This window comes from Corynebacterium sp. HMSC064E10, from assembly GCF_001812505.1.
In the GTDB taxonomy this organism is placed as follows: Bacteria; Actinomycetota; Actinomycetes; order Mycobacteriales; family Mycobacteriaceae; genus Corynebacterium; species Corynebacterium amycolatum.
In genome coordinates, this window is the sequence record NZ_KV809171.1 from 197535 (window position 1) to 220969 (window position 23435).

Sequence of the window (23435 nt, forward strand, 5' to 3'; positions counted from 1 at the left end):
ATGCTCAACACTATCGACCCGTTTTCCCAGCTGGCAGGGTTAACCGAACACACCGAGGAGACGGTGCGGTATGCCGCGCACCTGCTGGCAGGCCAAGGCTTGCCGGTTCTGCTCGTCCAACACGGAGGCAAGGCCCCGGCGGAGGACCTGCGTACCGAGGCCATGGTGGAGGCTGACCGCACCACCCACCCCGCGGCGTACAAGCCGGACGGCTCCCCGCGCGGCGGTGTGTATCTGGCGACCACTGACCAGGAGCGCCTTGACGGATACATCTCCCTCTACATCGAAAAACACGGCGAGGTGCCGAACCTTGCCGTCGCCCCCGCAGAGGGGTCACCGCTGGTAATCATGGACGCAGACACTCCCGCACAGGTGGAGTGGGCGACACGCGACCTGGGAGTAGGCGAGCCGACGGTCACCACGCCAGGGTCGCGGGCTGCCGGGCACTCCGGCGGCGGCCACTGGTACCTGCGGCTGCCCGAGGATACGGGGCTGCCACCCGGCTCGAAATTCGACGTGCATGCCGACAGCGGTGAGGAGGGCGTGTACTACTCGGTGCTCGGGGTCGGCGCGTATGTCCTCGTCCCGCCGTCTGCACGCGCAGAGGGCATGTACCGCATGACTGGGCAGGTGCAGGAGGCTCCCGCAAAGCTGGTCGAGGAGCTGGCAGCCCGCGGTGAGCGACGCGCCCGCACGCAGGCGGCCCCCGTCGCCTCGCAGGTGGACGTGGGGCAGCTGTCCCCGCTGGACGCTCATTACGCTACGGTGTCGTGGGATAGCCAGCTGCTGCCGCAGGGTTTTACCCGCCTGCCGTACCCGGCAGCGTGCGGGTGCCCGCAATATCTCCGCCCGGGCAAGCCTGCGGGTTCAACGGAGGCGCGTAGCTGCGTAGGCCACGAGCCGGGCTGTACTGAGTCCACTGTGGACACCTCGAACGGTTCCGGCCCGCTGACCGTGTGGTCGTCCACACTGGCGAGCGAGCTGGCGGGAGTGGCTACCGGCGACGGCGACACCGTGCGCGTCACTAAGGCGCAGGTTGAGGCACACTATTGTCACGGCGACGATATGCGGGCACTGCTGTCCGCCCGCGGCCTGTCGTCACACCGCGGCGCACAGGGCTTCGGCAGCCTCGACGTGTCCGTGCCTACTGTGACCGAGACTGACCCCCAGCCAACCCCGCCCGACGAGGAGGAGACCGCCCCTGTAGTGGATAGCAACATGCCGCGCATGGTGCGCCGCCGGAACGAGTCCGAGGGCGCATGGCGCGCCCGCTGTGCCCGTGTGGAGCAGGCGCGTGCCTCCGAGGAAGCTATCTACGGCCAGGCGTACCCGAACCGCAAGGAGCTGCTAGCGCCTATCTTCTCGGCCACCCCACAGCTGCGGCTGATTTACCAGATTGCGAAGCGCCGCCGCGTTTCGCCCATGACGCTGCTGGGGGAGGCGCTACCGATGGTCGGCCACTGCGTCCCGGCGTGCGCGACCGTCGAGTCGTGGGCACCCTCACCACTTGGACTTTTCCATTGCGCGGTCGGTGAGTCCGGCGAGGGCAAGTCGGCCGTGGCGGTGGCGCGTGCTGACCTGGCTAAGCGTTTCGATGTTGACCTCGACGAGTTTGCTACCGGCACCCCGCTGGACGACGAGGGGCGCGAGGCCGTGGACCCCGCCGCCAGCGTCCAAATGCCCGCCAGCGGCGAAGTTTTAGTGTCCGTCTTTACTCGTCCGCTGACTGCGGACGAGGTCGAGACTCGTAAGGTCAAGGGCAAGTTGCCGCACGCCACCCTCGTGGGCGACCGGGCACTACTCACGCACCCGGTGATTACCTGCCGCAGCCCCGAGATGTCCGGGCTTTTGGCAACCGGCAACCGCAACAACTCCACATTGTTCCCCGAGCTGATTACCGCATTCGACGCGGCCCGGCTGGGCACCATGGCGGTAAGTCGCGGCGGGGCAGAGTCGCCGGCGCTAGCGTCCGGCAGCTACCGGCTGTACCTGTCGTCCCAGCTACAGCCCAGCAAATCGGCGCAGCTGTTGGACAACGCCGACATTGGCCTACTGCAGCGCTGGATTCTCACGGAAGCCTCCACCCACCTGTGGCGCGACGACGACCCGACCGGCGTGGAGCCGGTCGGCGACGACGTGCGTATCTGCCCGCCGCACGGTGCCATGAACTCCGAGGATTTCAAGGTCACCCTCCCGGAGGAGGCTTTGGCGGACCTTGAGCGGTGGGTGGACGAGCAGGCTACCGCGACAATGGCGACGGCCGCCGACCCCACTAGCGAAACCAATAACGACTTTTCACACCGCGGTCTGCTGACCATGCGGGTCGCCGCTCACCTGGCACTCATGCATGGCTCCATGGAGGTGTCTCCGGAGCTGTGGCGCGTCGCGCGCCTCGTCATGGACCACCATGCCGTCTGCGTGCAGCGCCTACGAATCGCGGCGGGCCACGCGAAAACCCGCGCCAGCACCGAGAAGGGCCAGAGCCGTCATGAGGAGAAGCAGGCGGAGGCTCGCGCCGCCGAGGCGGGGCTGTCGCGCTACGCCGAGGACGCACTAGCGAAGCTGGCCAAGGCGGGCGCCCTGCCTCGCGCAGAGGTACACCGCCGAGTGAAGAAAACGGCACGTGCCGGGCTGACCAGGGCGGAGCATAACCAGGCGTGGGCCATGCTCCTGGCCGAGGGGAACATCGTTGTCGTCGGGGCAGACGGCAAAGGCCGCGACCTCTACGCAGTGGCTGGCACACCTGCTGCGGAGCAGGCACAACCACAGCAGCTAGCCTCCGTCACCCCCATAGCCGGAGCCGCCCCATTCAGCCCGACAGCCCCCGCGGTGACAACCGCATAACCCCGCCCGACGCGCCAGGCAGAGAGGAAAACCTAATGCACATCTTCGAACACGACGACGGCACTGTCACCGCTACATGCAGCACGCGCAACGGGGTAGTCACCTCGGTAACGTTCACCCCAGACACCGCTGCGGGGGTCTCTGCCGCAGCCGAGTACCTACCGGGCGACCCGGAGGAGGCAGAGGACGACCTGTACCTGGCGCTGTCGCGGGTGTGCCGGGCACCTGCCACCTACGTCGCGGCGCAGCAGCGGGTCGCTGACCTCCTCGACGAGATGGCCGACGAAGTAGCCCCCGCCGAGGTCGAGCTATCCCCGCTGGGAGACTTCACCTGGCACTTTTGGTGGTTCCACGGCACGGGCACCCGCCGCCTCTACCAGCTGCTGACCACCGACGTGGTAACCCTCGGCCAGCTGGTCGAGGAGGCGCACCGCACCGGCGTAGAGCTGACTTACTCGGACGTGCTCGACGACGTTGACGTGTACAGGGTCGCGCGTCTCGGGGACTATTATGCAGGCGCTCCCTACTGGGCAGACCGCGATGTGACCCGCTACGCGGAGCAGGCACTCGTGACCGGCTGCGGTAATCTCGCGGCAGACGCGCCTATCCTCGCGCGAAAGACTGCGTAGCCTAGCCTGCCACCTATCCCACCGCCCCGCCCGACGCGACTCTGCACTACTCCACGCAGTAGTGCAATCGCGCCGGGCTTTTCCTATGCCTGACCTAGGAAAATGCGGCAGGTCGTCGAAAATGTTTCCGGCGCTGCACCCTAGTCAGTCTCGCACATGCGTGTTAGAATGTAGTCAAGTGTCCAGAGTTGATTTAAGGATCGTACCCAATGTATACATCGTTTTTCGAGCGTCAGCAGGAAGCTATGGCGCGTGTAGCGGAGTCTCAGGAGACCTATGACCGTGCAGAGGCCGCGTACCAGGCGGCAGTAGCCGAGCGCACTGATACATACGACGCGGTAAAGGCCGAGCGCGAGCAGCGCATGGCAGCACTTGAGGAGGAGCAGGCACGTGCCCGTGCCGCCCTTAACTCGGAGATGGACGCGGACTACGCCGAGACGCTGGCCGAGGCAGACCGCACCGTGAACTCGGCGGTGGAGAATGTCAACTCCGCGCAGGACGCATGGCGGGAGACAATCACCGCCGAGGTGGAGTCCAAGACGGTCACCCGACCCCAGATTGAGATGGCCGGTTTGGTTCTGCCGCAGCGTCGGCACACGCACCGAAAGGCTGTTGCGTAGCAACAAGCTACTAGCCCCCAGGTGAAATACCTGGGGGCTTTTTCGTGCGTCAAAACTCGGCTGCTGCCGGGTGCTGCGGCAGGCTGCGGGGAGCAGGGAACAGGCGGCCTGCGGCAGGTCGCAGGCGGCAGGCGTACCGTGCCCTGTACCGGGTGCTAGACCATGGTCTAGACCAAGAAAAGTACGCTTTGTACTAGGAGGATAGGCATAGACTCGGAGCGTTAAAGTCCTAGACAGTTAGGGTTAAAGTCCTAGCCCCTTAGAGACAGAAAACCCGCCCTTTTCCGGGTTTTCCCAGGAATGAGGCGGATTTTCGGGGTCTATACCCGGGGAATCAGCGGGTCTTGCGGTCTAGACCCCGGTACAACCGCCAGTCGCGCCGACACTACAGTGCTGGAAGTGCCCATCAAGCGGGCGAGGTCTGCCACCGCTAGACCTGCCATGCAGCAGGCCCCTAGCCCCTTGGTAATGCTCAACCTGTCTAGCTCCGTGAGCTTTTCACAGGCGAGCCAGGCTGCCACATCGCCCGCGTCAAAATGGGCCTTTTTCTGGCTGCCCTGCAAGCCCGCGATACGCGCCTGCTGTGTGAATTTTAGCTGCGCCAGCGACTCGCGCATGAGGCGTGTAGCAGCCTCCGTAGGGGCGGGCGGGGCTGTCACCGGCAACGTTTTCAGTCCCGGGGCGCGACTAGTTACGAACGGTAACAATCGCTCTTGCGAGACACCGGCGAGTGTCGCCACTGCCCGCTTCGGTACCCCGAAATCGTGCAGTGCGCCTACCGCGTCGCGGTGCCACTGCAACGTGCCAAGGTGTCCCGCGTGCTCTAAGTCGCGGAGCAGTGCGGGGGCTGCCGCCCACATCGCGGAGTCGTCGGTAGCAGTCGCCGCCGCCTGTAGCCGCTGCTCTAGCTCCGCGCGTGCGCGGCCTGCTGCACTGTAAATTTTCTGTGTATCTTTCATTGTTTCCTCCTAGTGATAGGTCACGTGCTCGTCGCCCGTAACGCGTGCCTCGTGGCCGCGGTAGGAGGCAGAGAGTACGTCGTACTCGGCTGCCCACGGCAACGGTTTCCCGGCTAGTTCGGAGGCTGTGACCCGCACCCAGGGCAGCTGCGCCAACTCGTCACACGTGTAGTCCTGCCAACGCGGAGGCAGCTCTTCGCCCTTTTTCCGCCCGGCTGGTTCGACTGCCGCGTCGAACATCGGTGCCAGTCGCGGGGTGACGCGGGGAATGGATTTGTAGACGGCTTCGACTGTCCGCCACGTCTTGCGAACGTCGGGGCTTTTCTCTCCGTCCAAGCGACCGGGCACGTAACCGTAGGGGGCTGCGACACGTTGCGCTGTGACCTCTCCGCTGGGCAGCGTGCTCATGGCAATGCCCTGCCCGGGTGTGTTGCGGGGGATAGCCGCGGAGAGTTCCTTGGCTGTCTCTATCGCATCGCCAGCTACCACGCCGAGGGTGTGCGGCTCCGGCACACCGAGCGAGAGACGCGCCTGCAAGTTTCCTTTCATATCGCCGGGGAAAGTGTCCACGTAGAGGGTCTGCGCCACGAAAAGCACATGGATACGAACAGCGCGAGCCTTTTGCAGAACGGTTGTCAGCTTCGCCTGCACATCTGCCCAACCTGCATTCTGCGGGTGACTTTTGACGTCAATTGACTTAGCAAACGCCCCGTATTCGTCGAACAGCACAACCAGCGGGCGAGGCTCGTACACCTCACCAGAGATAGCCGCCGCTTTCTGCCGCGCGTACCGCTGTTCCATCTCCGCATGTACCCACTGGATAAGACGGACGTGCTCCGCGTCCGTACTCGTGTACATTGCGACGTTGGGTAGGTGCTGCACCAGGGGCACGTAGTCGGAGCTGCCTTTGCCGTCCGCTATCATCACGTCGGCACCCGCGAGCACACAGCTGGTCAGCAGCCAGCTCGCCCAGAAACTTTTACCCGAGCCAGTGCCGCCGCCGACGAGTGCATGCGGGGAGCGCGCCATAGCTGCGGAGAGCACTTCACCGTCCGCCGTGCGCCCCTGCACCCAGGACAGCCGAGGGTAGGCAGCAACCGAGGACGCGTAGAACTCTTCCAGCGTCTCGGTGCCCGTCACGTGCAGCTGTTCGTCCGCACCCGGTACCCACGGAGTCATGCGGACAGCCCGCGGCGGGGTGACGATAGCCACCCGGTCAGCAGCGAGGCGGCGAAGTTCTACGTCGCACTTGACAACACCGCGCAGCTTCTCTACCGTGCGGTTCCACACATCGAAACCAACTGTCGGCGGGGTCTTAACTACGAGATACCCGCGCCCGTCACCTGTCACGCCCCACCCCTGCGGGGTCGGGCACAGGTAGTTCGTTACGCCGTCCGCCCGCTTAGTGACGTAGGCTAAACCCAGTTTGTTCATGGTGTGGTTCCAGTGTGCCAGGGTCGTGGCCTGCACCAGCTCCCAGAGGCTTCGCGCGTCCCGCTTGACTAGCTGATAGCCGCGGGTGGCCTGCATGTCGTGGCCTGCGACCTGCGCCGTCAGCCCGTTGCCGGTCACGTCGTAGAAACCGGCAGAGCGCAGGGCTTCTACCGCGTCGCCCTGGTCAAGTTCCAGCGTCAGGCCTACCGAGTCCGGCTCAAACCGCACTACACGGTCGTGCCAGGACTGCGGGGAGAATACCGCTCCGTACACTCGGAGCAGGTCGCGCACCGCCTCCGCGGGGAGCTTGCCGACACCCGGCTCATGGAAGCTGCCGCCTTTTACGTGCTGCGCGAGTTCCGAGTAGCGGTCACGGTAAGCCGCGAGGTCGGCGACTGCCTCCTCGATAAGTGCCCGGTCGCAAAACCCCTCGTCCACCGTGTCCGTCTCTGCTACCTGCTCCGTGTCGCCGGGAACAGGAAGCAGGTCGCTATCGCCGAGTCCGGCGAAGAAATCTTTAGCCATTTTTAACTCCTAAACGTTCGTCCACGATTCCGTTGCAACTTCCGCGTCGGGGCGGTCGGCGGTCGTCATGGTGAAAACAAATTGTCCGCTTGACCGGTCGATGTGGAAGTCGAACAGGTCTTTTACATTGAGGCAGCGACGTACCCGCTCCTCATTCTTTTCCAGGTCAGCCAGCCTGTACTGGCTCGGTGCGAACACACGGGCTTCTACGTCTCCCGTGTCCGCCAGCGGGGTCAGTGCGACCGTGTAGCAGCCGGTACGCACCGCCTTGCCATTTTCGTCGTAGGTGGTTTTCGCCATGCCGCCCGCTTCCAGAGCCTCGTCCAAATCAGCGAAGCGGCCTTGCCCGGTTTTCTGGTCGAACACGACGGTGACGGCGCTGCTGGGCGGCACCTGCACCTCGTAGCGGCGACCTTTGAACCACGCGAAAAGCCACAGGGCAATCGCAGCGACCGCCGTGTAACCCGCCGCCGCGTTATGCAGCAGCACTGACACGATGTACAGGACAGCGAGCACTGCCAGCCAGCGGAGCCACCGCCTGCGCCAGGTAGGCTGCCACAGCCACCGCGGGGTGTTGACACGAGGCATGCTCCACTGCGGGCGGGGCAGCCCCAGCCGGTCGAGCAGTCCGGCGCGGGTGTCCGTCTCCTGTGGCTTGGCGAAGTCAATATCCGGGTCTCCGAGTGGCTGCATGAGCGCCGTCTCGGCCTCGTTCACCGGGTAGAAAGCGCGTGTTTCGTCAGTCATTGGAACCTCCACAAATCATTCCGTAGGCAATCAGATATGTTGCGTACGGCTGTTTCACGCGCCCCTCGTCGAGTGCCTTGTTATATATCGAGTACCGCTTGGAGTCGCTGACTTCACCGCAGACCCATGCTTCCTGTGGCAGCTCCTCGCGCCAACCGCTGTCGCAGCCGTCAGGCACCAAATAGGTGTCCGCGTCGGGGTCGGCGTTGACCTGGAAAGCGGGCGGGGTACCAGTACCCGGCCACTGGAAACATGCCTTGAGAATGTCCGGGCGGTAGGGGCGCACCTGCCCCAGGTCGTCCACAAGCTGCTGGCCGCGCTCATACGGCGAGGAGGTGGGAGACGGCGACGGCGATGGGGCAGTGGAACTAGTCACAGCCGGGCTAGCTGTCGCCGCCTCGCGGCTGCCACTGGTGCCGTGGGGCAGCCACAGCCACACGGTGAGCAGTGCCAGCGCCGTGCAAGCGACGTATGCCAGCCGCGATACATCACGCGGGTGCGGACGGCCGCCGCCATACTTGGCCGTGACCGGCTCCGGGCCGGGCAGCGTGGAAGAAAATTCTTCGAACTCTCTTTGCGCCCCGTCCGAGTGGAACGGGGGCACATCGAGTATTACCGCCTTCATGCCGCTACCTCCTTACTAACTGTCACTGTGACAATTCCCTGTGTGCTCACAGCAGGCCTCCCAGTAGGCGGAGCAGGGCAGTGGGGTCGATTCCCGCAGCCGCTCCGCCACCACCGGCCAGCAGGAAACCCAGGCCCACGTAGCCCAATTTCTTTTTCATGCTCTTGCTCATTTCCCAGCCCCCAGTCCCAGCGCCTCGCGCAGTGGGCGGGCGGGCCACCGCAGCACGCGGCCAACCTGCACCGCAACGACTTCCTGGTCGCCGACGACCACGCGCCGGGCGCGAGTCAGGGTGCGCGGGTCAACGTGGAGGAGGTCTGCAACCTGCTCCGTGGACAGAGTTGAGGGGGTACTTCTCGACATTTCGGTTTGCCTTTCACTACATCATCTGTTAGCTGACTACATCTTACTACCACTCGGGACAGTAAAGTCAAGTGTTTAGACTTAACTTTCTTGTTAAGAAAGCTGGTCGGGTTTAGAATGGAGTCGTGGCAGGGCATTTCCGCAGGTCACCGGCAAACATGCAGGTAAAGGCGGCGGGGTTCTGACACAGCGAAAAACACTTTGACAGCAGGAGGTTTTGACCATGACCACCGGATTACCCCCGATTACCTACGGCGACGACACGCTGCGTTATCTCCGCACAGCGCCGCCCGAGGCAGTGCAGCAGTGGGTGCGAGAGCAGGCCGCCGTAATCCGTGACCTCGACTTGCCTAGCAATCAAAAGGGCTGGGTCATCGGCGAGGGGCCAGTGCCGCTAGAGCTGACACCGTACTGGGCAGTGCGTCGCGCGCTGCGAGGACGTGGCCGCGACGAGGAGGTCACCAAGGCGCTCGACAGTCTTCGTCACCCCGCCGAGGAGGTGCCCGACGGATACGGCACGGCGTTCGTGGCGCGCTGCTCTATCTGCGGCAAGCCGCTGACTAACCCCCGCAGCCTGGCGCGTGGAGTTGGCGACGAATGTGCCGGGAAAGTCGGTGTCCAGTGAGACCGCGACTAATTACCGAGGAGCGTACCGACGTGGTGCGTTGGCTCGACGAGCAGGGGAAGAGTACGGCGGAGATTGCGGACATACTGCGGGTAAGTCCGTCTACAGTCCAACGAATGAAAAGGAGTCTTTAAAATGGAGAATTTCAACAAGCCACTGGCCGCAGTAATCGCGCTGGTCGCTGTGACCTGCCTCGCGGTAGCGGGGCTGCTGACGGTTGCCATCTACCAGGCGCAGGGTGCAGCGCAGCCGCCAGGCGCGGCGCGAGAGGTGGACACTAGTCCAGGCGGGTACGCGACGGTTCCCGCGCGGGGTGTCGCACCCGACGACGCGGGGCGGCTGTAGCTGTAACCGGGAGCGGAGGGGCTGGGAGCAATCCTGGCCCCCTTTTTCTATGCGTGGAGTAGGAGCCGCGTCGGGCAGGTTTTACCGGAAACACGGGGCGCGAGGCCTACCGCAGACACCTCGCAGCCACCGCACAGTAGGTCATGTACCCAGGTCACGGCACATATCCGACTCCGGGGTTACTCCTGAAAAACTCCGGAAAAACTCCGTACAATCCCAAAGACTTGCCTCAAATTTAGTAAGGGGGCTGCCCCGGTACCGCGTGAGAAACGGCTCTGACAGGCATAAATGGCATTTTGGGGTCAAAACGTTACAGGGTAACCGTAACAGTAGGTTACGGGTTCGAGTCCCGTTTCCGGCTCCAAAACCCCAGGTCAGGAAGTTTTCCGGCCTGGGGTTCTTTGGTTTAAAGGAGAAAAGTAGGGGGTTAAGTAGCGTGAGGGGTGAAATCGTCTAACAGAACGTCCGCATCCCTTCTGCCCCGTAAGCCGGCTTAGAAGCTGGAAGAACCACCTGAACCGGAAAACCCCGAGCTAAACCCGCTGTTGACGCCGCCGCTACTAGAAGAGCTGTCGCGGGCAGTGGTGGCATCGCTATCCCAGGTGCTCACGACATAGAAGGGCACGTAGCCGTGGTAGCCGGAGCCAGCGAAGAAATTAGAGTCGTAGATGCGCGTGCGCTCGGGGCGCTCGTCGGCCTCATTGCGCTTCTGCAGCTGGGACTGCACGTGCTCCGACAAGAGCGCGGAGCGATCCAAGAGTTCTAGGTAGCGCTCCATGAACTGCGGATGGTGTGGTTCCTTGGATAATTCAGTGGCGGCATCTTCCAACTCCTTCGCGTGGCGCTCAAGCGTCGAGTCGATGCTTGCGGCCAAGTAGCCTGCCTGTGCCAGATCCTTCCCCAGCTCGTAGAGTTCATAGCGGCGAGCATCCGCATCAGCGTTCTCAATGCGGTGCAGCTTTTCAATATTGACCTCAGCGGTTTCCACGCGCTCGCACAGTTGGCGCGCACTGGCGATGAGCTCAGAGCGTGAGCGGAATTGCTCATCTGGCGCATCCGCCGGAATCGACATGAGGGAACCAACCTGGCTATCGATCGCTAGGAAGTCATCGCGCAAACCCTCCCAGTCCTGGCGCAGGCGCTCATCCACCAGTCCTGATTGGAGCGAGTGCGCTCGAATATCAATCTCCCTTAGCCGTTGCGCCACATCGGTGTAGGTCTGCGACACGTAGTCCCAGTCCTCGCGTGCCTGCTGTGCCTTCTTCTGTCGGCTGCGGCGTATACCGCCGGCGAGGCCGACACCAGCGCCGCCAACGCTCAGGCCCGCCACCCCGAGGCCAACGGCCGCCCCCATCCGATCCTCTTTTGCGCCCTCGTACTGAGTATCCGCAGCACGGTCTACGTCGATTGCAGCCGCTGCGCCAGCAAAGAGGCCAGCAGGAATGTTGCCATCCCGCACGCCCGGCTTAATTGCTTCGATGGACTGTTTCAGATGGCTGTCATTCTTGCGTAGCTTCATTTGAGCAGCCACGTCCTCACCCGCGAAGACGAAGGCTTGGCGCGGATCAAGGCCCACGCCGACGAAGACCTGGCCATCAGCAAACTTATCCTTGCCGATGAGCTCCTGGTGGTTATCGCGCAGGTACTCCTCTACGGAGTCATTAACGTTTTCCTTGTTCTCGGCAAAGACCATGCAGTGCAGCTCTTGGACCACGTCAGGGGCGGCGATCAGGGAGACATCGCGAAGCATGCGCTCTTCTTCCTCTGGGGTGAGCACATCGTCCGGGTCCATGATGTCAGCCTGTACCTCACGCTGCGCAGTCTTCATGACGTAGTCGGAGCGCTCGGGCACATCGAGAATTGCCAAGCAGGTGCCCGCACCGACACCTCCGAGAAGTAGGCCGCTCACTGCTGCTGCGCCGATGATGGAGCCGATGGAGGTCACTTTGGAGCTGCGGTTGGCTGCAAAAGGTTTAATATCGCGAGAGTCGGTCACGGTGATTCTCCTATTCGCGAGCGATTGGCCCCGCCAATTTTATCCGGTCTAAGGGGGCCGGGGCGGGGAGCAAAGGATTCTTTTGAAGGCAGATTAAAGGGCAAATGCCTGTCGGGGGCTGGGGCGGGGGAATTTTCTGTCACTTATGCGCACGTTGTCGGAAGTCCCGGTCGACATATGGATGAGCTTTCCACTTATGGCCACGCTGCTGCGTATCGATAGGTGAATATTGCATCGATAGGACAGCGCAACACCGACAGCCGGAAAATCACAGGCCACGGAACGTTCACATCTGCAACTCTAGCCCCATGCTTCACAGGGGTTGCATGCGCATGTAAAGTGGACTTTGTTTTTAAGTCATAAGCGTCGATAGGGCTGGTCTCGGGGAAGGGCCTGCGCTATGGGCGCTTTTGGCATTTTTCTGCAAAACCTTCCAGAAAACCCCACAAGCTGGGGTGATTTCTCCGAGAAAAATATTCTACGATAGAGCCATGTCAGAGGTGCTCTTTGTCAGTAGTTCAAACATGGGACTCTCACGCGTACTCGAAGGGCTGCTGCGGCAAGCTGCCCCAGGCCTGACAGTTTTGTCAGCAGGTATCAGCATCGATGATGATGACCGCGGTCTGGATGAAGACGCGCGGCGTGCGCTCTGTGAGGTGGGGGCACGGTGCGATGGCGATCCTCATCAACTCACGCCGTCTCTCGCAGACAGTGCGGATGTGGTCATTGTTGTGGGGAAAATCGACGTTTCGGACTACATCGCGCCAGATGTAGAGACTGAGCGCTGGGAATATGATGACCCAGCTGACCGCGGGATTTATGGTTATTCCCGCTACGCGGAATTGCGGGATTTCTTCACTCTGCGCGTCAATACGCTGGCGGAACGGTTTGCTGCCTAAATAGTCGCTGAAATAGTCGCTGTCTTAATAAAAGGTGGGGCGCGGGAACCGTCGTAAAGCATGTGCTGAAGCTGACACACTTTTGTTTTCTGACAATAATGCCCGCGTTCGCCCGGTCAACACCTAATGTAAGTAGTTATGTCTATTGGTCCATCGCTGCGACGCACCCTGTACAAACTTGCTGAGAAAGAGATGTCCCCGGCTAAGGCAAAGTTCTTGCTGAACATTTGGCCGCCGCTGTTTGGCACCGGCATCCGTATCACCGAGATTGCGGATGACTGGTCTGAGGGACGATTGGAGCTGCGCCTAAACGCTCTGACTGCGAATATGCATGGCGCGGCATTTGGCGGTGCACTGTTTTCGATGACGGATGTGCTGTTTGGCACGCTGGTTATGCAGCGCCTGGATGTCAAGAAGTACGAGGCGTGGACGCGAACTGGGTCGTTTGAATTTATCCGGCCGGGTAAGAATGGTGCGTACCTCGAGGTAGAGGTGCCGGATGAGATGGTCGAAAAGCTTAAGGCCGAAACCGAAGGTGGCTATTCGACGGTCGTTCCATACACCTCTGTAATCCGAAACCGCGATGGTTCCCTGGTCGGTATTGGTCAGCAGGAGCTCTACGTGCGCCGTCGTGGTCGTAAGAAGCCGCCGGCCAATCCGAATCAGCAGGATCGTGTTGCCGGTGAGAACCTCATCTCTGCTGCTCGTACTCTTGCGCGGCTGGGGATGCGCGGGGTGGAAAACCGTGATGTGCTCGTCCAGCAGGAACGCACCGCACGACGCTGCATTTCGCCAGAGTCGCGTGCAGTCGCATGGCTCCACGGGGTCCTCGAGTACGGCGATGTCACTGTCGACGACTACCGCGCCGCAGGGCTTCCCGACGTCGTCATTGAGGCCCTCACCTCCGATAACCCCTCGCCAGCCGCGCAGCAGCTGCTTGCGGATGTCGTCACCGCGCGCGAGTCGCTGACCAAGTTCTAGGTCGAAGCCCTACGCCAATAGCCGAGTGATTAGGTCGATCACCTCGGAGTCTGTTTGCTGCTTCCAATGCGCAACAGACCTGCCCTCCAGCTCGGTTTCGAGCAAAACAGTTTGGCTGTCTGGCAGGAAGCTCTGCGCGGTATCGGACCACGGAATGACCAGGTTGTCATGGTGGCTGATGACATTAATCCAGTCAGGTGCGGCTGCCTTGCGCCCTCGGAGGTGCGGGGCAGTGTTGGCTGCAGGAAGTTCATATTTTCCTGCAGCTACCGCAATCTGATCGGCTAAAGCCTGTCCCATTAGCCAGCGGGCAGGAGCCCCATTCCACCAGCCCAAAATGCGGGAGATTCCAGTCAGATTTACACCGCCGACAGAGCCCGACACACTGATGACACGTCGAAACGAAAAACGCTCGCATTCATGGTTTGCAAGACGCGTAAACAGCAGGAAAGCCAGTAGCCCACCCTGCGAGTGAGCCACAATATCGACCGTGTCCGAGTTCGTTTCAGTGCAGACTCCGTTGATATAGGACTCGACTTCGGCGACAGAATCTACAAGGGCAGCAGTGCCACGGTCTCCGTAGGACGGTACATAGACTCGGCGGCCGAGGGTACGGAGACCGTCGGCAAGCGGTGCCCACGCGCCGGGACTATCGAGCGTGCCATGAAGTGCGATAACCGGAACGGGGTCTCTGAGGTCCCCCGACGCTGGACTCGGATTTGGTGAGGACGGATGTGCGGCTGTCGGTGGGAAAATCCGCGTTAGGAGCGGTCTATTCCGCATGCTCGATTGGGTCAAAATCCTCGCCTACCAGCTTGAATAGTGCCTCGCGAGTAAGTGCGCGGGGACGCCAATCGTGCGCCATCTGCTCATGCAAAATTATTGCTTGAGGGAACGTGTCCTGCACATAGAGATTGGTGACCATGCCTGTGTCACCATCATCCAAGAAACAGGACTGTGGCGGGGAAATGAGCTGGTCATACTTGGTGGCAATGCAGGTGTAAGTAACACCGGGACCGAGGATATCGTGGGAATTGGAGTTCAAAACCATCTTTGAACCCGTGAGCTGTTCCAAACCGGAAACGCCCCAGTAACTCTGAACGAAGTTGCTCATCAGCGACTTTGTGCCGGGGATCTTAGTGATACTGGAAGCGATGCCGCCCAGATTGGTGCCGTGATTGGGCGCGGCAAGGCAGACAACATGCTTGATGTACTTGGAAATGCGCAGAGAAAGCAGAGTGGCAATTAAGCCGCCTTGCGAGTGCCCCACGATAACGGCGTGCTTTGCGTCAGTGGCGTGCAGGACAGCCTTGATGTAAGGCACGAGCATGTCGATGGACTGGTTGATGGGGTCTGTTGCACGGTGTCCAAAATCTGGCGCGAAGACAGCCCAGCCATCCTCCCGTAACTGACCGCCGAGGGTCTCCCAAATACCCTTGACCTGGCCTGTTCCATGCAGGAGGATGACCGGCCACGGCCGGGATTTGGACACTTTGGCTCCCCAGTTATCTTCGAAAACACCGCGCAGCGGACGGAAGATGGCATAGGGGAGCGATGCTGATCCTTCAGCTGCAGCCGGTTTTTGCGCCTCCGGTTCCTGCGCTTCAGGGGCAGGAACCGGAAGTTGTTCTTCCCGAAAATCCTCGTTTGAAGCGGCGATTAGCGCACCAACTTTCCGTCTTCATCAGTCCCGAGGACCTTCCGTAGCTTAGCGGCGGCCTCATCCATGGACTCTGCGGAAGGATTGCGATCGACCGACTGGAGGTTGTAGCCGGACATGTCGTGGGCAGGGAAGATATGGATGTGGGTGTGCGGAACCTCGAAGCCGGCGATGAGGTAGCCAGCACGTGGAGCGTCAAAAGCGGAGACAACAGCCTGACCAACCTTGTGGGCAACCTCATTGAGGTGAGCCCACAGCTCAGGCGAGGCGTCTGTCCACTTGTCCACCTCTTCAATAGGGACAACCAGAGTGTGACCAGGTGCGATTGGCTCGATGGTCAAAAATGCGACGACCTTGTCATCGCGGTAGACAAAACGACCGGGGAGTTCACCGTTGATGATCTTGGTAAATACTGTGCTCATGTGCCAAGGGTAACCCGAATAGCGGATTGAGGGGGTTGGGCGCGATGAGAGTTATCCGGGCTGATTAGTAAGATGATTGCTATGCGCATCCTCGTAATTGGCTCCGGTGCCCGTGAGCACGCCCTGTTGTACGCAATGAGTAAGGACCCGCAGGCTACTGATCTTCACGTAGCCCCTGGTAATGCGGGTATGAGTGGAATTGCCACCATGCATCCACTGGTCGTGGATGACCCCGCTGGCGCTGTTGCGCTGGCCAAGGAAATTGGGGCCGATTTGGTTGTTATTGGCCCGGAGGTTCCGCTGGTCGCGGGTGTGGCAGACGCGCTGCGCGACGCTGCCTTTGCAGTTTTTGGCCCGAACGCGGACGCGGCTCGGATTGAGGGGTCTAAGGCTTTCGCTAAGGACGTCATGAAGGCGGCTGGAGTAAAGACCGCCTCGGCAGAGGCCATTCAGCCGGAGGCTTCCGATGAAGACATCGAGGCCGCCATTGACCGCTTTGGCCCGAACTGGGTCGTGAAGGATGACGGTCTGGCTGCTGGCAAGGGCGTTGTGGTCACTAAGGACCGCGCTGAAGCTCTTGAACACGCAAAGGCGGTGCTGGCAGCCGGTAACCCGGTGCTGCTGGAGTCCTTCCTGGATGGCCCGGAGGTTTCCCTGTTCTGCCTGGTCGACGGCGAAACCGTCGTCCCGCTGTTGCCGGCTCAGGACCACAAGCGCGTCGGTAATAACGACGAGGGGCCGAACACCGGTGGCATGGGCGCTTACAGCCCGCTGTCCTGGCTGCCGGAAGGCGCAACTGAGCGCATCGTCACCGAGGTCTGCGAGCCGGTCGCTCGTGAAATGGCCGCTCGCGGCTGCCCGTTCCAGGGTCTGCTGTACGCGGGTCTGGCCTGGGGCGAGGACGGCCCGGCTGTCATTGAGTTCAACTGCCGTTTCGGTGACCCGGAGACCCAGGCCGTGCTGGCGCTGCTGGAGTCCCCGGTGGCGCAGCTGCTCAACGCCGCTGCTACCGGCACATTGGCGGACTTCAGTCCGCTGTCTTGGCGTGATGGGTACGCTCTGACTGTTGTGCTGGCAGCTGAAGGCTACCCGGTGTCGACGCGCACGGGCGATGTCATTGAAGGTGCAGAGCCTGGTCGCGAGGCAGATGGCATTCTCCACGCAGGTACTGCCCGCAATGCTGCAGGTGAGCTGGTCTCCGCTGGTGGCCGTGTGCTCAACGTCATCGGCGTTGGTGACACGCTGGAAGAGGCTCGCGACAAGGCGTACGAGACCATCAAGACCATTAAGCTCGAGGGCTCGCACTACCGCACCGACATTGCACTACCTGCAGTTGAGGGCCGCATTTCCATTTAAATAATGCTCGAGGCGGTCAGGCTGCACTCGAATACCTCACTGGTGCACCCACCCGGGCTGAATTGGATTTCCCGGGGGCCTCGGTGGCTGCAAAGATGAAGGTATGCACGCCGAATCTCCGCAGTCGCCAAAGTCGTTGCAGTCACCGCAATCACCGCAGCCGTTAAACTTTTCGGGGCCTCCGCAGGCATCCCAGCCCGAGCGCGATCTAGCATCCCGCCGCAGTGAGGTCGCACCTTTCCATGTGATGGATGTTCTCGCGCTCGCACAGGAGCGTCAGCGTACTCACGGTGACGCTCTGTTCCTCTGTGTGGGGCAGCCCGCGACTGCGGCCCCGGCTGCCGCGATTGCCCGTGCTCGTGCCGATTTGGAAAATCAGGTTCTGGGCTACACTGCGGCCGTCGGCACGCCTGAGCTGCGCGAAACCATCGCCGCCTGGCATCGTGAAAACTACGGCACGGCCACGGAGGCTGCTGATGTTGTCATCACCACCGGTTCTTCCGGCGGTTTCGTGGCACTTTTCCTCGCAGCGCTCGACGTCGGCGACGATATTGTGCTCGCGCGCCCGGGCTATCCCGCATACCGCAATACTCTGCAGGCGCTCGGCGCCAACATTGTCGAGATTGACTGTGGTCCCGAGACCCGCTTTCAGCTCACTGTCCAACACCTGCAGGAACTTCCGCGCGTGCCCAAGGCCGTGATCGTCACCAGTCCGGACAATCCCACTGGCACCATTATCGATGCCGACGAGCTGCGTGCCATTGCGAAGTGGTGCGAGCAGCACGATTGCCTGCTCATCTCCGACGAGATTTATCACGGCATTACCTATGGTCGAAAGTGCGCGTCAGCACGCGAGTTTTCTGATGCGGCGGTCGTAGTCGGCAGTGTCAGTAAGTACTTCTCGATGACCGGCTGGCGCGTCGGCTGGCTCATCGTTCCAGAGTGGCTGCGTGCGCCCCTGGATCGACTCGAAGCCAACCTCACTGTCTGCCCACCGGCAATTTCGCAGGAAGCGGCGGTAGAGGCGTTCAGCGCCGAGTCCATTGCCGAGCTCAATTCGCACGTGAGGCGTTACGCGCGCAACCGCGACGTTTTGCTCGAGGGGCTGCCCCGCGTCGGTCTCGGTAATATCGCCCCGCCCGACGGCGGTTTCTATATCTATGCCAATATCGCAGGGCTTTACGACGACCCGAACTCCGTCGACTCCATGACATGGGCTCGGGAACTGTTGGCTGCAACGGGCGTGGCCGTTGCCCCTGGAATCGACTTCGACACAGAGAACGGCCATGAGTGGGTTCGCCTCTGCTTCGCCGGTGAGACTTCCGAGATGGAAGAGGCTATTCGGCGTATTGGGGCGTTCACTGGTCGTGGTTAAGCGGCCGTTAGCGACGTTTGCGATGTGATTTACCTCACCCTTTCAGGGGTGTTTTTGAGGTCGGTTGAGATAGGGGCTCGGTGGACGAATCGCTGCTTTAAATCCTGTGTCGGTAACCGCTTGCTGGGCTGATGTTGGGGCAGTTTTGGGAGGGAGGCGTTGGGGCTCTGTTTTCCTGACTGCTCGTTCGCCGTAAAGGCGGAAAAACTGCCTCTGATTGAAGGCTTCGTGGCTGCGGCCACATCCAGTGAGGCTAGGGTTGAGTTGATAGAGGGGTGGGATGGCCTTCACGGTAGTGGTTTCGGCGGTCGACAGCTCTGTCGGTGGGCTATTTATGCTGGCAGTGGGTTCTTTTCTTTAACTGGCGCTGGGGTGGACCCCTGGGAAGCTGGTGGCTATTCGTGCGCGGGGTGACGATTGAGTGTGGTGTGTAATCCACATTCAACGATGGTTACAAGCGCTTTCAGTGGGGATAGTTTATGTTCGGCCAAAAGAGACTTTCGCGCCTGGCTTTCGGCTGTGTAAAAGAGCGTGATTTTGAAGCGGTTATCAAGGGCAGTAAAGCGAGGTATGGGGCGGCGTTGAGGGGCACTGTTTGTGGCTCAGTGCCTGAGCTAAAAAGTGTCCAAAAGTTAACAAACGGTTAACTAAAAATAAAGTTTAGTGCTTGCCAGGTCTTGTGTTGTCGTCTACGGTTGCAAGTCATAAGTTCCAAACGGTTCGATGAAACATTGTTTCAACTGCGGAATCGCAAAGAATCGGTTGGAGAAGTCCAACAATAAAGATCAAAGAGATCTTAAGAGAGGTGACCTCTGATGAACGCATTCAACGAGATTATGGATACTGTGTCCCCGATTTTCCAGGACGGCAAGGAATCCAAGCAGGATGCGCTGGCATCGCTGCTTGCCGAAGCCATCGTGGAGGCGAACCCGAAGCAGGGCATCGCCGCTGACGATCGCCGTGCTGCCTAACAAGAATTAGCTTTGGTCCGATTCCTGCTAGGCAGCTAGTGGGGAAGCAATACCTACTGGTTATTCCTACTGGTTCAGGAACTCCCGGACCTGCTCCATATCCTTATCACCGCGACCCGACAGGTTCACGAGCAACAACAAAGGCTCATCGCCTTCGTGAACCGGCAGCCCGAACTCGCTACCAGCGGCAGGGTTGGTTTCACGGAGTCGCGTAATTTTAATGGCCTGCGCCAGCGCATGCGAGGATTCCATCGCCGGAATAATGCCCTCCATGCGGCTGAGCAGCTGGAACGCTTCCAGCGCCTCCTCGTCGGTAATTCCGACATAGCTGGCGCGGCCATTCTCCTTCAGCATGCCGTGCTCCGGGCCAACGGACGGGTAATCCAAGCCCGCCGAGATGGAGTGCGATGGCAACACCTCGCCGTCGTCGGAAAGCATGACAAATGAGCGCATGCCGTGAAGGACACCAGTCTTGCCCCCATTGATGGGCGCGCCGTGACGATCGGTGTCGAGTCCCTCACCTGCAGGCTCGACGCCAATGAGGGCGACATCGGAGTCGTCGATGTAGTTAGCAAATGCGCCAATGGCGTTGGAGCCGCCACCGACGGCTGCGATGACAGCGTCGGGAAGCTTGCCGTAACGCTCGACCATCTGACTGCGTGACTCCTCCGAGATGACCTGCTGGAATTCACGCACGATAGTGGGGAATGGGTGCGGCCCGGCGGCTGTGCCCAGCAGGTAGAAAGTGGAGTCGAGAGTCTTGCTCCACTCGACCAGTGCCTCGTCAATAGCATCCTTCAAACCGGCCTCGCCGGTGGTGACGGGAACGACCTTCGCGCCCATGAGCTCCATGCGCTCGACATTGGGGTGCTGGCGGGCGACATCGTGCGCGCCCATGTAAATCTCGCACTCAAGTCCCAGCAGCGCTGCGGCCATCGCGGTGGCCGTGCCGTGCTGGCCTGCACCCGTCTCAGCAATGAGACGGGTTTTTCCCATGCGCTTTGCCAGCAGCGCCTGGCCGACCACGTTGTTGCCCTTGTGCGCGCCGCCGTGGTTCAAGTCCTCGCGCTTGAGCACAATCGTCGTGTTCGGCGTGGATAGACGTCGGCATTCGAACAGCGGGGTTGCGCGGCCGAGGAAATCGCGACGCAGTTCTTCCAGCTCGCGCTGGAACTCCGGATCGCTCATCGCCTCGATGTAAGCCGCTTCCAGCTCATCGAGTGCTGGCAGCAGGAACTCCGGCACTTCCTGTCCACCGAAGCGACCGAAAAATGCAGGCAAGAGGGTTTCGCGCACCTCGCCCGCGCCGTTAACGCTTGCCGACGGCACCCTGGTTGCAGTCGGTGCTGCAGCCTTGGCGATGGCATCCGCGCTGGGGTTGTAATCAGTCATTGAAGAGAGCCTTTCGTTGCTGTTGTTTATTTCAGCGGGCCCTGGTTCTCTTCGCCGAACCGATAAAAGAAAAGAGCCCGCCAGATTTATCTTCTTGCGAGCTCGTACTTGACGGGTTTGCCGTCGACATTAATGAGATGACGTGACGTTGCTCGCGGACTTAGGCGAGCCACCACCACTGTGCGCCGCACGGCGCGGGTGTGTTCATCAGGGGTGTCATCATGAATCTGACCATAACTCAAGGTTTCCGTAGTAGCCAAAGCGGGGTGGGGTGTGGGGGCGGGGATGGGGCACGAAATGTGTACGGGATATCGCAACGGTGTCTGGGGTCGTAAAGCAGCTCCCCGCTAAGTCCCGGCATATGCAGAGGCGGAATATCAGCATTCCCCTCGACATCGCTGGCCACGAGGACTAACGTTCCGATGGTGATTACGCTGTCGCGGCAGGCCACTAAAACACGTCGGGGAGTTCGTCCCACGACGTTGGTGGTGTGGTGTTATGTCGCCTTGATAACCGCTGGCACGGTTTTGTTAATGCTGCCGATTTCGGCGGTCAATAGCCATCCTACGGGGCAGTGCGCCCCGAGCCCTGGGGATATGTGTTTGCCCACGGCGCTGTCTGATGCGCTGTTCACAGCCACCTCGGCAACAAGCCTGACCGGCCTGATCACCGTAGATACGGCCACCCATTGGTCAACCTTCGGCAAGGTCGTCATCATGTTGTTGATTCAGCTGGGTGGTCTCGGGTTCATGACCTTGGCTTCACTTTTCGGCCTCTTCGTAGCAGGAAGGCTCGGCCTGAACCGCCGTGCCGGTGCCCGCGTTGAAGGCCGCGGTATGGATATGGGCGAGATTTCGTGGGTTGTCCGTGCTGCCGTTAGCTTCACTCTGTTGGTGGAGTTTGTGGTGGCAGTGGCACTTACGCTGCGGTTCCACTCCGAATACGGGTATGGCTGGGGAAAGGCTGCATGGGAAGGCTTGTTCCATGCCATCTCAAGCTTCAACAACGCCGGTTTCGCTCTGTATACCGACAATGTCATCGGGTTCTATAGCGATGCCTGGGTGCTTTTGCCACTGGCCTTCGCCCTCATCGTGGGTGGTCTGGGTTTTCCTGTTTTGCTCGAGGCCTGGCGGCACGGCAAAGCGTGGCTGAGTGTCTGCACTCGAGGACAGCTGCCTAAACGCTGGTCGCTGACTACTCGCTTCACCATTAAAGGCACGATTCTGCTGATTGCTTTGGGTACGCTCATGGTGGCTTTTGGGGAGTGGTCCAATGCCATGTCTGGATTCACCGCGGGGGAGAAGATACTCAACTCATTCTTCGCTGGTGTGAGCCCGCGTACCGCGGGGTTCAACGCGCTCGATTACGCGGAGTTCCATCCATCGACACTGCTGGGCACTGACTTCCTCATGTTCATTGGTGGTGGCACCGGCGGTACTGCAGGTGGCGTGAAAATCACGACGTCGGCAGTCATTCTCGCCGCTGTTCTCGCGGAGATTCGCGGTGACACCTCCGTGTCCGTGGCTAGGCGGCGCCTCAACCCAAAGGTGCTGCGCCAGGCTCTCGTAGTCCTTGCCTTCGGTATCGGCCAGGTATTCCTGGCAGTAATCGCCGTCAGTTTCCTAGCACCACAGTTTTCTACTGACCAAATTCTTTTTGAAGTAATCAGTGCTTTCGCCACGGTAGGCCTTTCCACAGGTATTACCGCCGACCTGCCGGTGGCAGCACAGGCAATCTTCATCGTGCTGATGTTCACCGGACGTGTTGGCCCAATCGCCTTGGCGACGGCCTTGGCCGCCCGCCCACGCCAGCGCGTCTACGAATATCCAGAAGAAAGGCCCTTCATTGGCTAACTCGAAATTCAACCCGTTTGCTGGTTTTGCAGATCATTTCTCCAACCAAGCCAGCTCTTCGCCTGTTGTCATCCTCGGTATGGGGCGTTTCGGACAGGCACTCGGCGAGGAGCTGGTCGCTGGCGGTATCGAGGTTCTCTGCGTAGACCATCGCGAAAAGGTGGTTCAGGAGCTGTCTTCGACCTTCGACCACGTGGTCACCGCCGACACCACCATGCCGGAGGTACTGAAGCAGCTCGGTGTCGATGAAGCCGAACGTGTTGTTATCGCCATCGGCAGTGACATCGAGGCATCGCTACTGACCGCGTCTGCGCTGGTAGATATGGGGGTGCCCATGATTTGGGCAAAGGCCGATAACCAGGCCCACGCCAAAATCCTGGGCCAGATTGGTGTGCACCACGTCATTCGCCCGGAGGCCGACACTGGCCGCCGCATCGCGCACCTCATCGGCGGCAAGGTCCAGGACTTCCTGGAGTTCGACCGCGACTACGCAGTCGGTAAAGTTGCGCCACCAATCCACTGCCTGGATAAGACCGTGGCGGAGATTAACCAGAGCGCACCGATTACGGTTGTCGCCGTACAAAAGCGCGGTCAGCGATTCCGCCCTGCGCTTGCCGACGACCGCATTTCCGCAGGTGATCTCCTGATTGTCTCCGGCGCTATTCGGCAGTTGGAGACATTCGCCGGAGAGTAACAGGAAGCGACGGAGTCCGTGCACGCGGGGCTCCGTCGCGATGGAAATCAACGACCAACAGTGTGGAAAGGCGGGGTCCACGCCCAGCTCAACGGGCTGCAAATGTGAAACTGTGCGAGT

23 protein-coding genes are annotated in these 23435 nt (G+C 60.9%); 13 read left to right on the top strand and 10 right to left on the bottom strand.

Translation table 11 applies throughout. The features are described from left to right. The 3 genes from HMPREF2860_RS01380 to HMPREF2860_RS01390 all read left to right on the top strand — a co-directional run bounded on the left by HMPREF2860_RS01380 (position 1) and on the right by HMPREF2860_RS01390 (position 4093). Positions 1–2844 (top strand): bifunctional DNA primase/polymerase, encoded by a 2844-nt coding sequence (locus tag HMPREF2860_RS01380; RefSeq protein WP_070628487.1) that lies wholly within the window; start codon positions 1–3, stop codon positions 2842–2844. 35 nt (positions 2845–2879) lie between these two features. Continuing rightward, on the top strand, positions 2880–3473 hold the full coding sequence (locus HMPREF2860_RS01385; RefSeq protein WP_070628488.1) for a hypothetical protein: 594 nt from the start codon (positions 2880–2882) through the stop codon (positions 3471–3473). Between the two features lie 209 nt (positions 3474–3682). Then, on the top strand, positions 3683–4093 hold the full coding sequence (locus tag HMPREF2860_RS01390) for a hypothetical protein (RefSeq protein WP_070628489.1): 411 nt from the start codon (positions 3683–3685) through the stop codon (positions 4091–4093). 320 nt (positions 4094–4413) lie between these two features. On the opposite strand, the gene HMPREF2860_RS01395 is transcribed toward HMPREF2860_RS01390, so the two are convergent. The 5 genes from HMPREF2860_RS01395 to HMPREF2860_RS01415 form a co-directional block, all read right to left on the bottom strand. After that, positions 4414–5052: a hypothetical protein gene (locus tag HMPREF2860_RS01395; RefSeq protein ID WP_070628490.1), complete on the bottom strand. Its 639-nt coding sequence runs from the start codon at positions 5050–5052 to the stop codon at positions 4414–4416. A gap of 9 nt (positions 5053–5061) precedes the next feature. Further along, positions 5062–7011 carry an FtsK/SpoIIIE domain-containing protein gene (locus HMPREF2860_RS01400; protein WP_070628491.1) on the bottom strand — a complete coding sequence of 650 codons (1950 nt, stop codon included), beginning with the start codon at positions 7009–7011 and terminating at the stop codon, positions 5062–5064. Positions 7012–7020: 9 nt separating this feature from the next. Further along, complete coding sequence (locus HMPREF2860_RS01405; RefSeq protein WP_070628492.1) at positions 7021–7758, bottom strand: hypothetical protein; 738 nt, start codon at positions 7756–7758, stop codon at positions 7021–7023. After that, positions 7751–8383, bottom strand: a complete 633-nt coding sequence (locus HMPREF2860_RS01410) for a hypothetical protein (RefSeq protein ID WP_070628493.1) — start codon at positions 8381–8383, stop codon at positions 7751–7753. The genes HMPREF2860_RS01405 and HMPREF2860_RS01410 overlap by 8 nt, the downstream gene beginning before the upstream one ends. 168 nt (positions 8384–8551) lie before the next feature. Next, entirely contained in the window at positions 8552–8746 is a 195-nt protein-coding gene (locus HMPREF2860_RS01415) for a hypothetical protein (protein WP_070628494.1), read from the bottom strand. A gap of 223 nt (positions 8747–8969) precedes the next feature. On the opposite strand from HMPREF2860_RS01415, the gene HMPREF2860_RS01420 reads away from it, so the two are divergent. Genes HMPREF2860_RS01420 through HMPREF2860_RS01425 form a run of 3 tightly spaced genes read left to right on the top strand, consistent with a single transcriptional unit; the run spans position 8970 to position 9716 of the window. Next, positions 8970–9371 (top strand): DUF6011 domain-containing protein, encoded by a 402-nt coding sequence (locus tag HMPREF2860_RS01420; RefSeq protein ID WP_070628495.1) that lies wholly within the window; start codon positions 8970–8972, stop codon positions 9369–9371. Continuing rightward, positions 9344–9505, top strand: coding sequence for a helix-turn-helix domain-containing protein (locus HMPREF2860_RS11380; RefSeq protein ID WP_083309489.1), 162 nt, complete (start codon positions 9344–9346; stop codon positions 9503–9505). Before HMPREF2860_RS01420 ends, HMPREF2860_RS11380 begins: the two co-directional genes overlap by 28 nt. 1 nt (position 9506) lies before the next feature. After that, a complete protein-coding gene (locus HMPREF2860_RS01425) occupies positions 9507–9716 on the top strand; it encodes a hypothetical protein (protein ID WP_070628496.1) in 210 nt (69 codons plus the stop codon). Positions 9717–10209: 493 nt separating this feature from the next. On the opposite strand, the gene HMPREF2860_RS01430 is transcribed toward HMPREF2860_RS01425, so the two are convergent. After that, entirely contained in the window at positions 10210–11712 is a 1503-nt protein-coding gene (locus tag HMPREF2860_RS01430; RefSeq protein WP_070560509.1) for a hypothetical protein, read from the bottom strand. A gap of 524 nt (positions 11713–12236) precedes the next feature. Here HMPREF2860_RS01430 and HMPREF2860_RS01435 point away from each other — a divergent pair. Together HMPREF2860_RS01435 and HMPREF2860_RS01440 are read left to right on the top strand one after the other, a co-directional pair. Beyond that, positions 12237–12611, top strand: a complete 375-nt coding sequence (locus HMPREF2860_RS01435) for a hypothetical protein (protein ID WP_016421434.1) — start codon at positions 12237–12239, stop codon at positions 12609–12611. Positions 12612–12749: 138 nt separating this feature from the next. Beyond that, positions 12750–13592: a PaaI family thioesterase gene (locus HMPREF2860_RS01440; RefSeq protein ID WP_038626554.1), complete on the top strand. Its 843-nt coding sequence runs from the start codon at positions 12750–12752 to the stop codon at positions 13590–13592. Positions 13593–13601: 9 nt separating this feature from the next. Here the strand turns inward: HMPREF2860_RS01440 and HMPREF2860_RS01445 are convergent, their stop codons facing one another. The 3 genes from HMPREF2860_RS01445 to HMPREF2860_RS01455 form a co-directional block, all read right to left on the bottom strand. Then, positions 13602–14375 carry an esterase/lipase family protein gene (locus HMPREF2860_RS01445; RefSeq protein ID WP_070560511.1) on the bottom strand — a complete coding sequence of 258 codons (774 nt, stop codon included), beginning with the start codon at positions 14373–14375 and terminating at the stop codon, positions 13602–13604. Beyond that, positions 14365–15084: an esterase/lipase family protein gene (locus HMPREF2860_RS01450; protein WP_038626550.1), complete on the bottom strand. Its 720-nt coding sequence runs from the start codon at positions 15082–15084 to the stop codon at positions 14365–14367. The genes HMPREF2860_RS01445 and HMPREF2860_RS01450 overlap by 11 nt, the downstream gene beginning before the upstream one ends. 167 nt (positions 15085–15251) lie before the next feature. Beyond that, positions 15252–15674: an HIT family protein gene (locus HMPREF2860_RS01455; protein WP_038626548.1), complete on the bottom strand. Its 423-nt coding sequence runs from the start codon at positions 15672–15674 to the stop codon at positions 15252–15254. An 81-nt stretch (positions 15675–15755) separates the two neighbouring features. Here HMPREF2860_RS01455 and purD point away from each other — a divergent pair, with 81 nt between their 5' ends. From purD to HMPREF2860_RS11125, 3 genes are all read left to right on the top strand, one after another. Further along, positions 15756–17030, top strand: coding sequence for a phosphoribosylamine--glycine ligase (gene purD / locus HMPREF2860_RS01460; protein ID WP_070628509.1), 1275 nt, complete (start codon positions 15756–15758; stop codon positions 17028–17030). Positions 17031–17277: 247 nt separating this feature from the next. Continuing rightward, entirely contained in the window at positions 17278–18405 is a 1128-nt protein-coding gene (locus HMPREF2860_RS01465; protein WP_038626546.1) for a pyridoxal phosphate-dependent aminotransferase, read from the top strand. 815 nt (positions 18406–19220) lie between these two features. Next, the gene (locus HMPREF2860_RS11125) at positions 19221–19376 is read left to right on the top strand and encodes a hypothetical protein (protein ID WP_162837147.1); all 156 of its coding nucleotides are present in this window, start codon (positions 19221–19223) and stop codon (positions 19374–19376) included. A 66-nt stretch (positions 19377–19442) separates the two neighbouring features. Here the strand turns inward: HMPREF2860_RS11125 and trpB are convergent, their stop codons facing one another. After that, a complete protein-coding gene (gene trpB, locus HMPREF2860_RS01470; RefSeq protein ID WP_070628497.1) occupies positions 19443–20768 on the bottom strand; it encodes a tryptophan synthase subunit beta in 1326 nt (441 codons plus the stop codon). A gap of 422 nt (positions 20769–21190) precedes the next feature. Here trpB and HMPREF2860_RS01475 point away from each other — a divergent pair, with 422 nt between their 5' ends. Both HMPREF2860_RS01475 and HMPREF2860_RS01480 read left to right on the top strand, forming a co-directional pair. Then, positions 21191–22621, top strand: coding sequence for a TrkH family potassium uptake protein (locus tag HMPREF2860_RS01475; protein ID WP_070628498.1), 1431 nt, complete (start codon positions 21191–21193; stop codon positions 22619–22621). Beyond that, complete coding sequence (locus tag HMPREF2860_RS01480; RefSeq protein ID WP_049172150.1) at positions 22614–23315, top strand: potassium channel family protein; 702 nt, start codon at positions 22614–22616, stop codon at positions 23313–23315. The genes HMPREF2860_RS01475 and HMPREF2860_RS01480 overlap by 8 nt, the downstream gene beginning before the upstream one ends. The last annotated feature ends 120 nt before the right edge of the window (positions 23316–23435 follow it).

Bases quoted from the DNA above. Each gene is read 5' to 3' on its own strand.
- HMPREF2860_RS01475 (WP_070628498.1), top strand. From the start codon at position 21,191: ATGGTGATTACGCTGTCGCGGCAGGCCACTAAAACACGTCGGGGAGTT.
- HMPREF2860_RS11380 (WP_083309489.1), top strand. From the start codon at position 9,344: ATGTGCCGGGAAAGTCGGTGTCCAGTGAGACCGCGACTAATTACCGAG.
- HMPREF2860_RS01395 (WP_070628490.1), bottom strand. From the start codon at position 5,052: ATGAAAGATACACAGAAAATTTACAGTGCAGCAGGCCGCGCACGCGCG.
- HMPREF2860_RS01415 (WP_070628494.1), bottom strand. From the start codon at position 8,746: ATGTCGAGAAGTACCCCCTCAACTCTGTCCACGGAGCAGGTTGCAGAC.
- purD (WP_070628509.1), top strand. From the start codon at position 15,756: ATGCGCATCCTCGTAATTGGCTCCGGTGCCCGTGAGCACGCCCTGTTG.
- HMPREF2860_RS01385 (WP_070628488.1), top strand. From the start codon at position 2,880: ATGCACATCTTCGAACACGACGACGGCACTGTCACCGCTACATGCAGC.
- HMPREF2860_RS01410 (WP_070628493.1), bottom strand. From the start codon at position 8,383: ATGAAGGCGGTAATACTCGATGTGCCCCCGTTCCACTCGGACGGGGCG.
- HMPREF2860_RS01440 (WP_038626554.1), top strand. From the start codon at position 12,750: ATGTCTATTGGTCCATCGCTGCGACGCACCCTGTACAAACTTGCTGAG.
- trpB (WP_070628497.1), bottom strand. From the start codon at position 20,768: ATGACTGATTACAACCCCAGCGCGGATGCCATCGCCAAGGCTGCAGCA.
- HMPREF2860_RS01435 (WP_016421434.1), top strand. From the start codon at position 12,237: ATGGGACTCTCACGCGTACTCGAAGGGCTGCTGCGGCAAGCTGCCCCA.
- HMPREF2860_RS01390 (WP_070628489.1), top strand. From the start codon at position 3,683: ATGTATACATCGTTTTTCGAGCGTCAGCAGGAAGCTATGGCGCGTGTA.
- HMPREF2860_RS11125 (WP_162837147.1), top strand. From the start codon at position 19,221: ATGAACGCATTCAACGAGATTATGGATACTGTGTCCCCGATTTTCCAG.
- HMPREF2860_RS01380 (WP_070628487.1), top strand. From the start codon at position 1: ATGCTCAACACTATCGACCCGTTTTCCCAGCTGGCAGGGTTAACCGAA.
- HMPREF2860_RS01425 (WP_070628496.1), top strand. From the start codon at position 9,507: ATGGAGAATTTCAACAAGCCACTGGCCGCAGTAATCGCGCTGGTCGCT.
- HMPREF2860_RS01400 (WP_070628491.1), bottom strand. From the start codon at position 7,011: ATGGCTAAAGATTTCTTCGCCGGACTCGGCGATAGCGACCTGCTTCCT.
- HMPREF2860_RS01405 (WP_070628492.1), bottom strand. From the start codon at position 7,758: ATGACTGACGAAACACGCGCTTTCTACCCGGTGAACGAGGCCGAGACG.
- HMPREF2860_RS01445 (WP_070560511.1), bottom strand. From the start codon at position 14,375: ATGCGGAATAGACCGCTCCTAACGCGGATTTTCCCACCGACAGCCGCA.
- HMPREF2860_RS01465 (WP_038626546.1), top strand. From the start codon at position 17,278: ATGGATGTTCTCGCGCTCGCACAGGAGCGTCAGCGTACTCACGGTGAC.
- HMPREF2860_RS01420 (WP_070628495.1), top strand. From the start codon at position 8,970: ATGACCACCGGATTACCCCCGATTACCTACGGCGACGACACGCTGCGT.
- HMPREF2860_RS01455 (WP_038626548.1), bottom strand. From the start codon at position 15,674: ATGAGCACAGTATTTACCAAGATCATCAACGGTGAACTCCCCGGTCGT.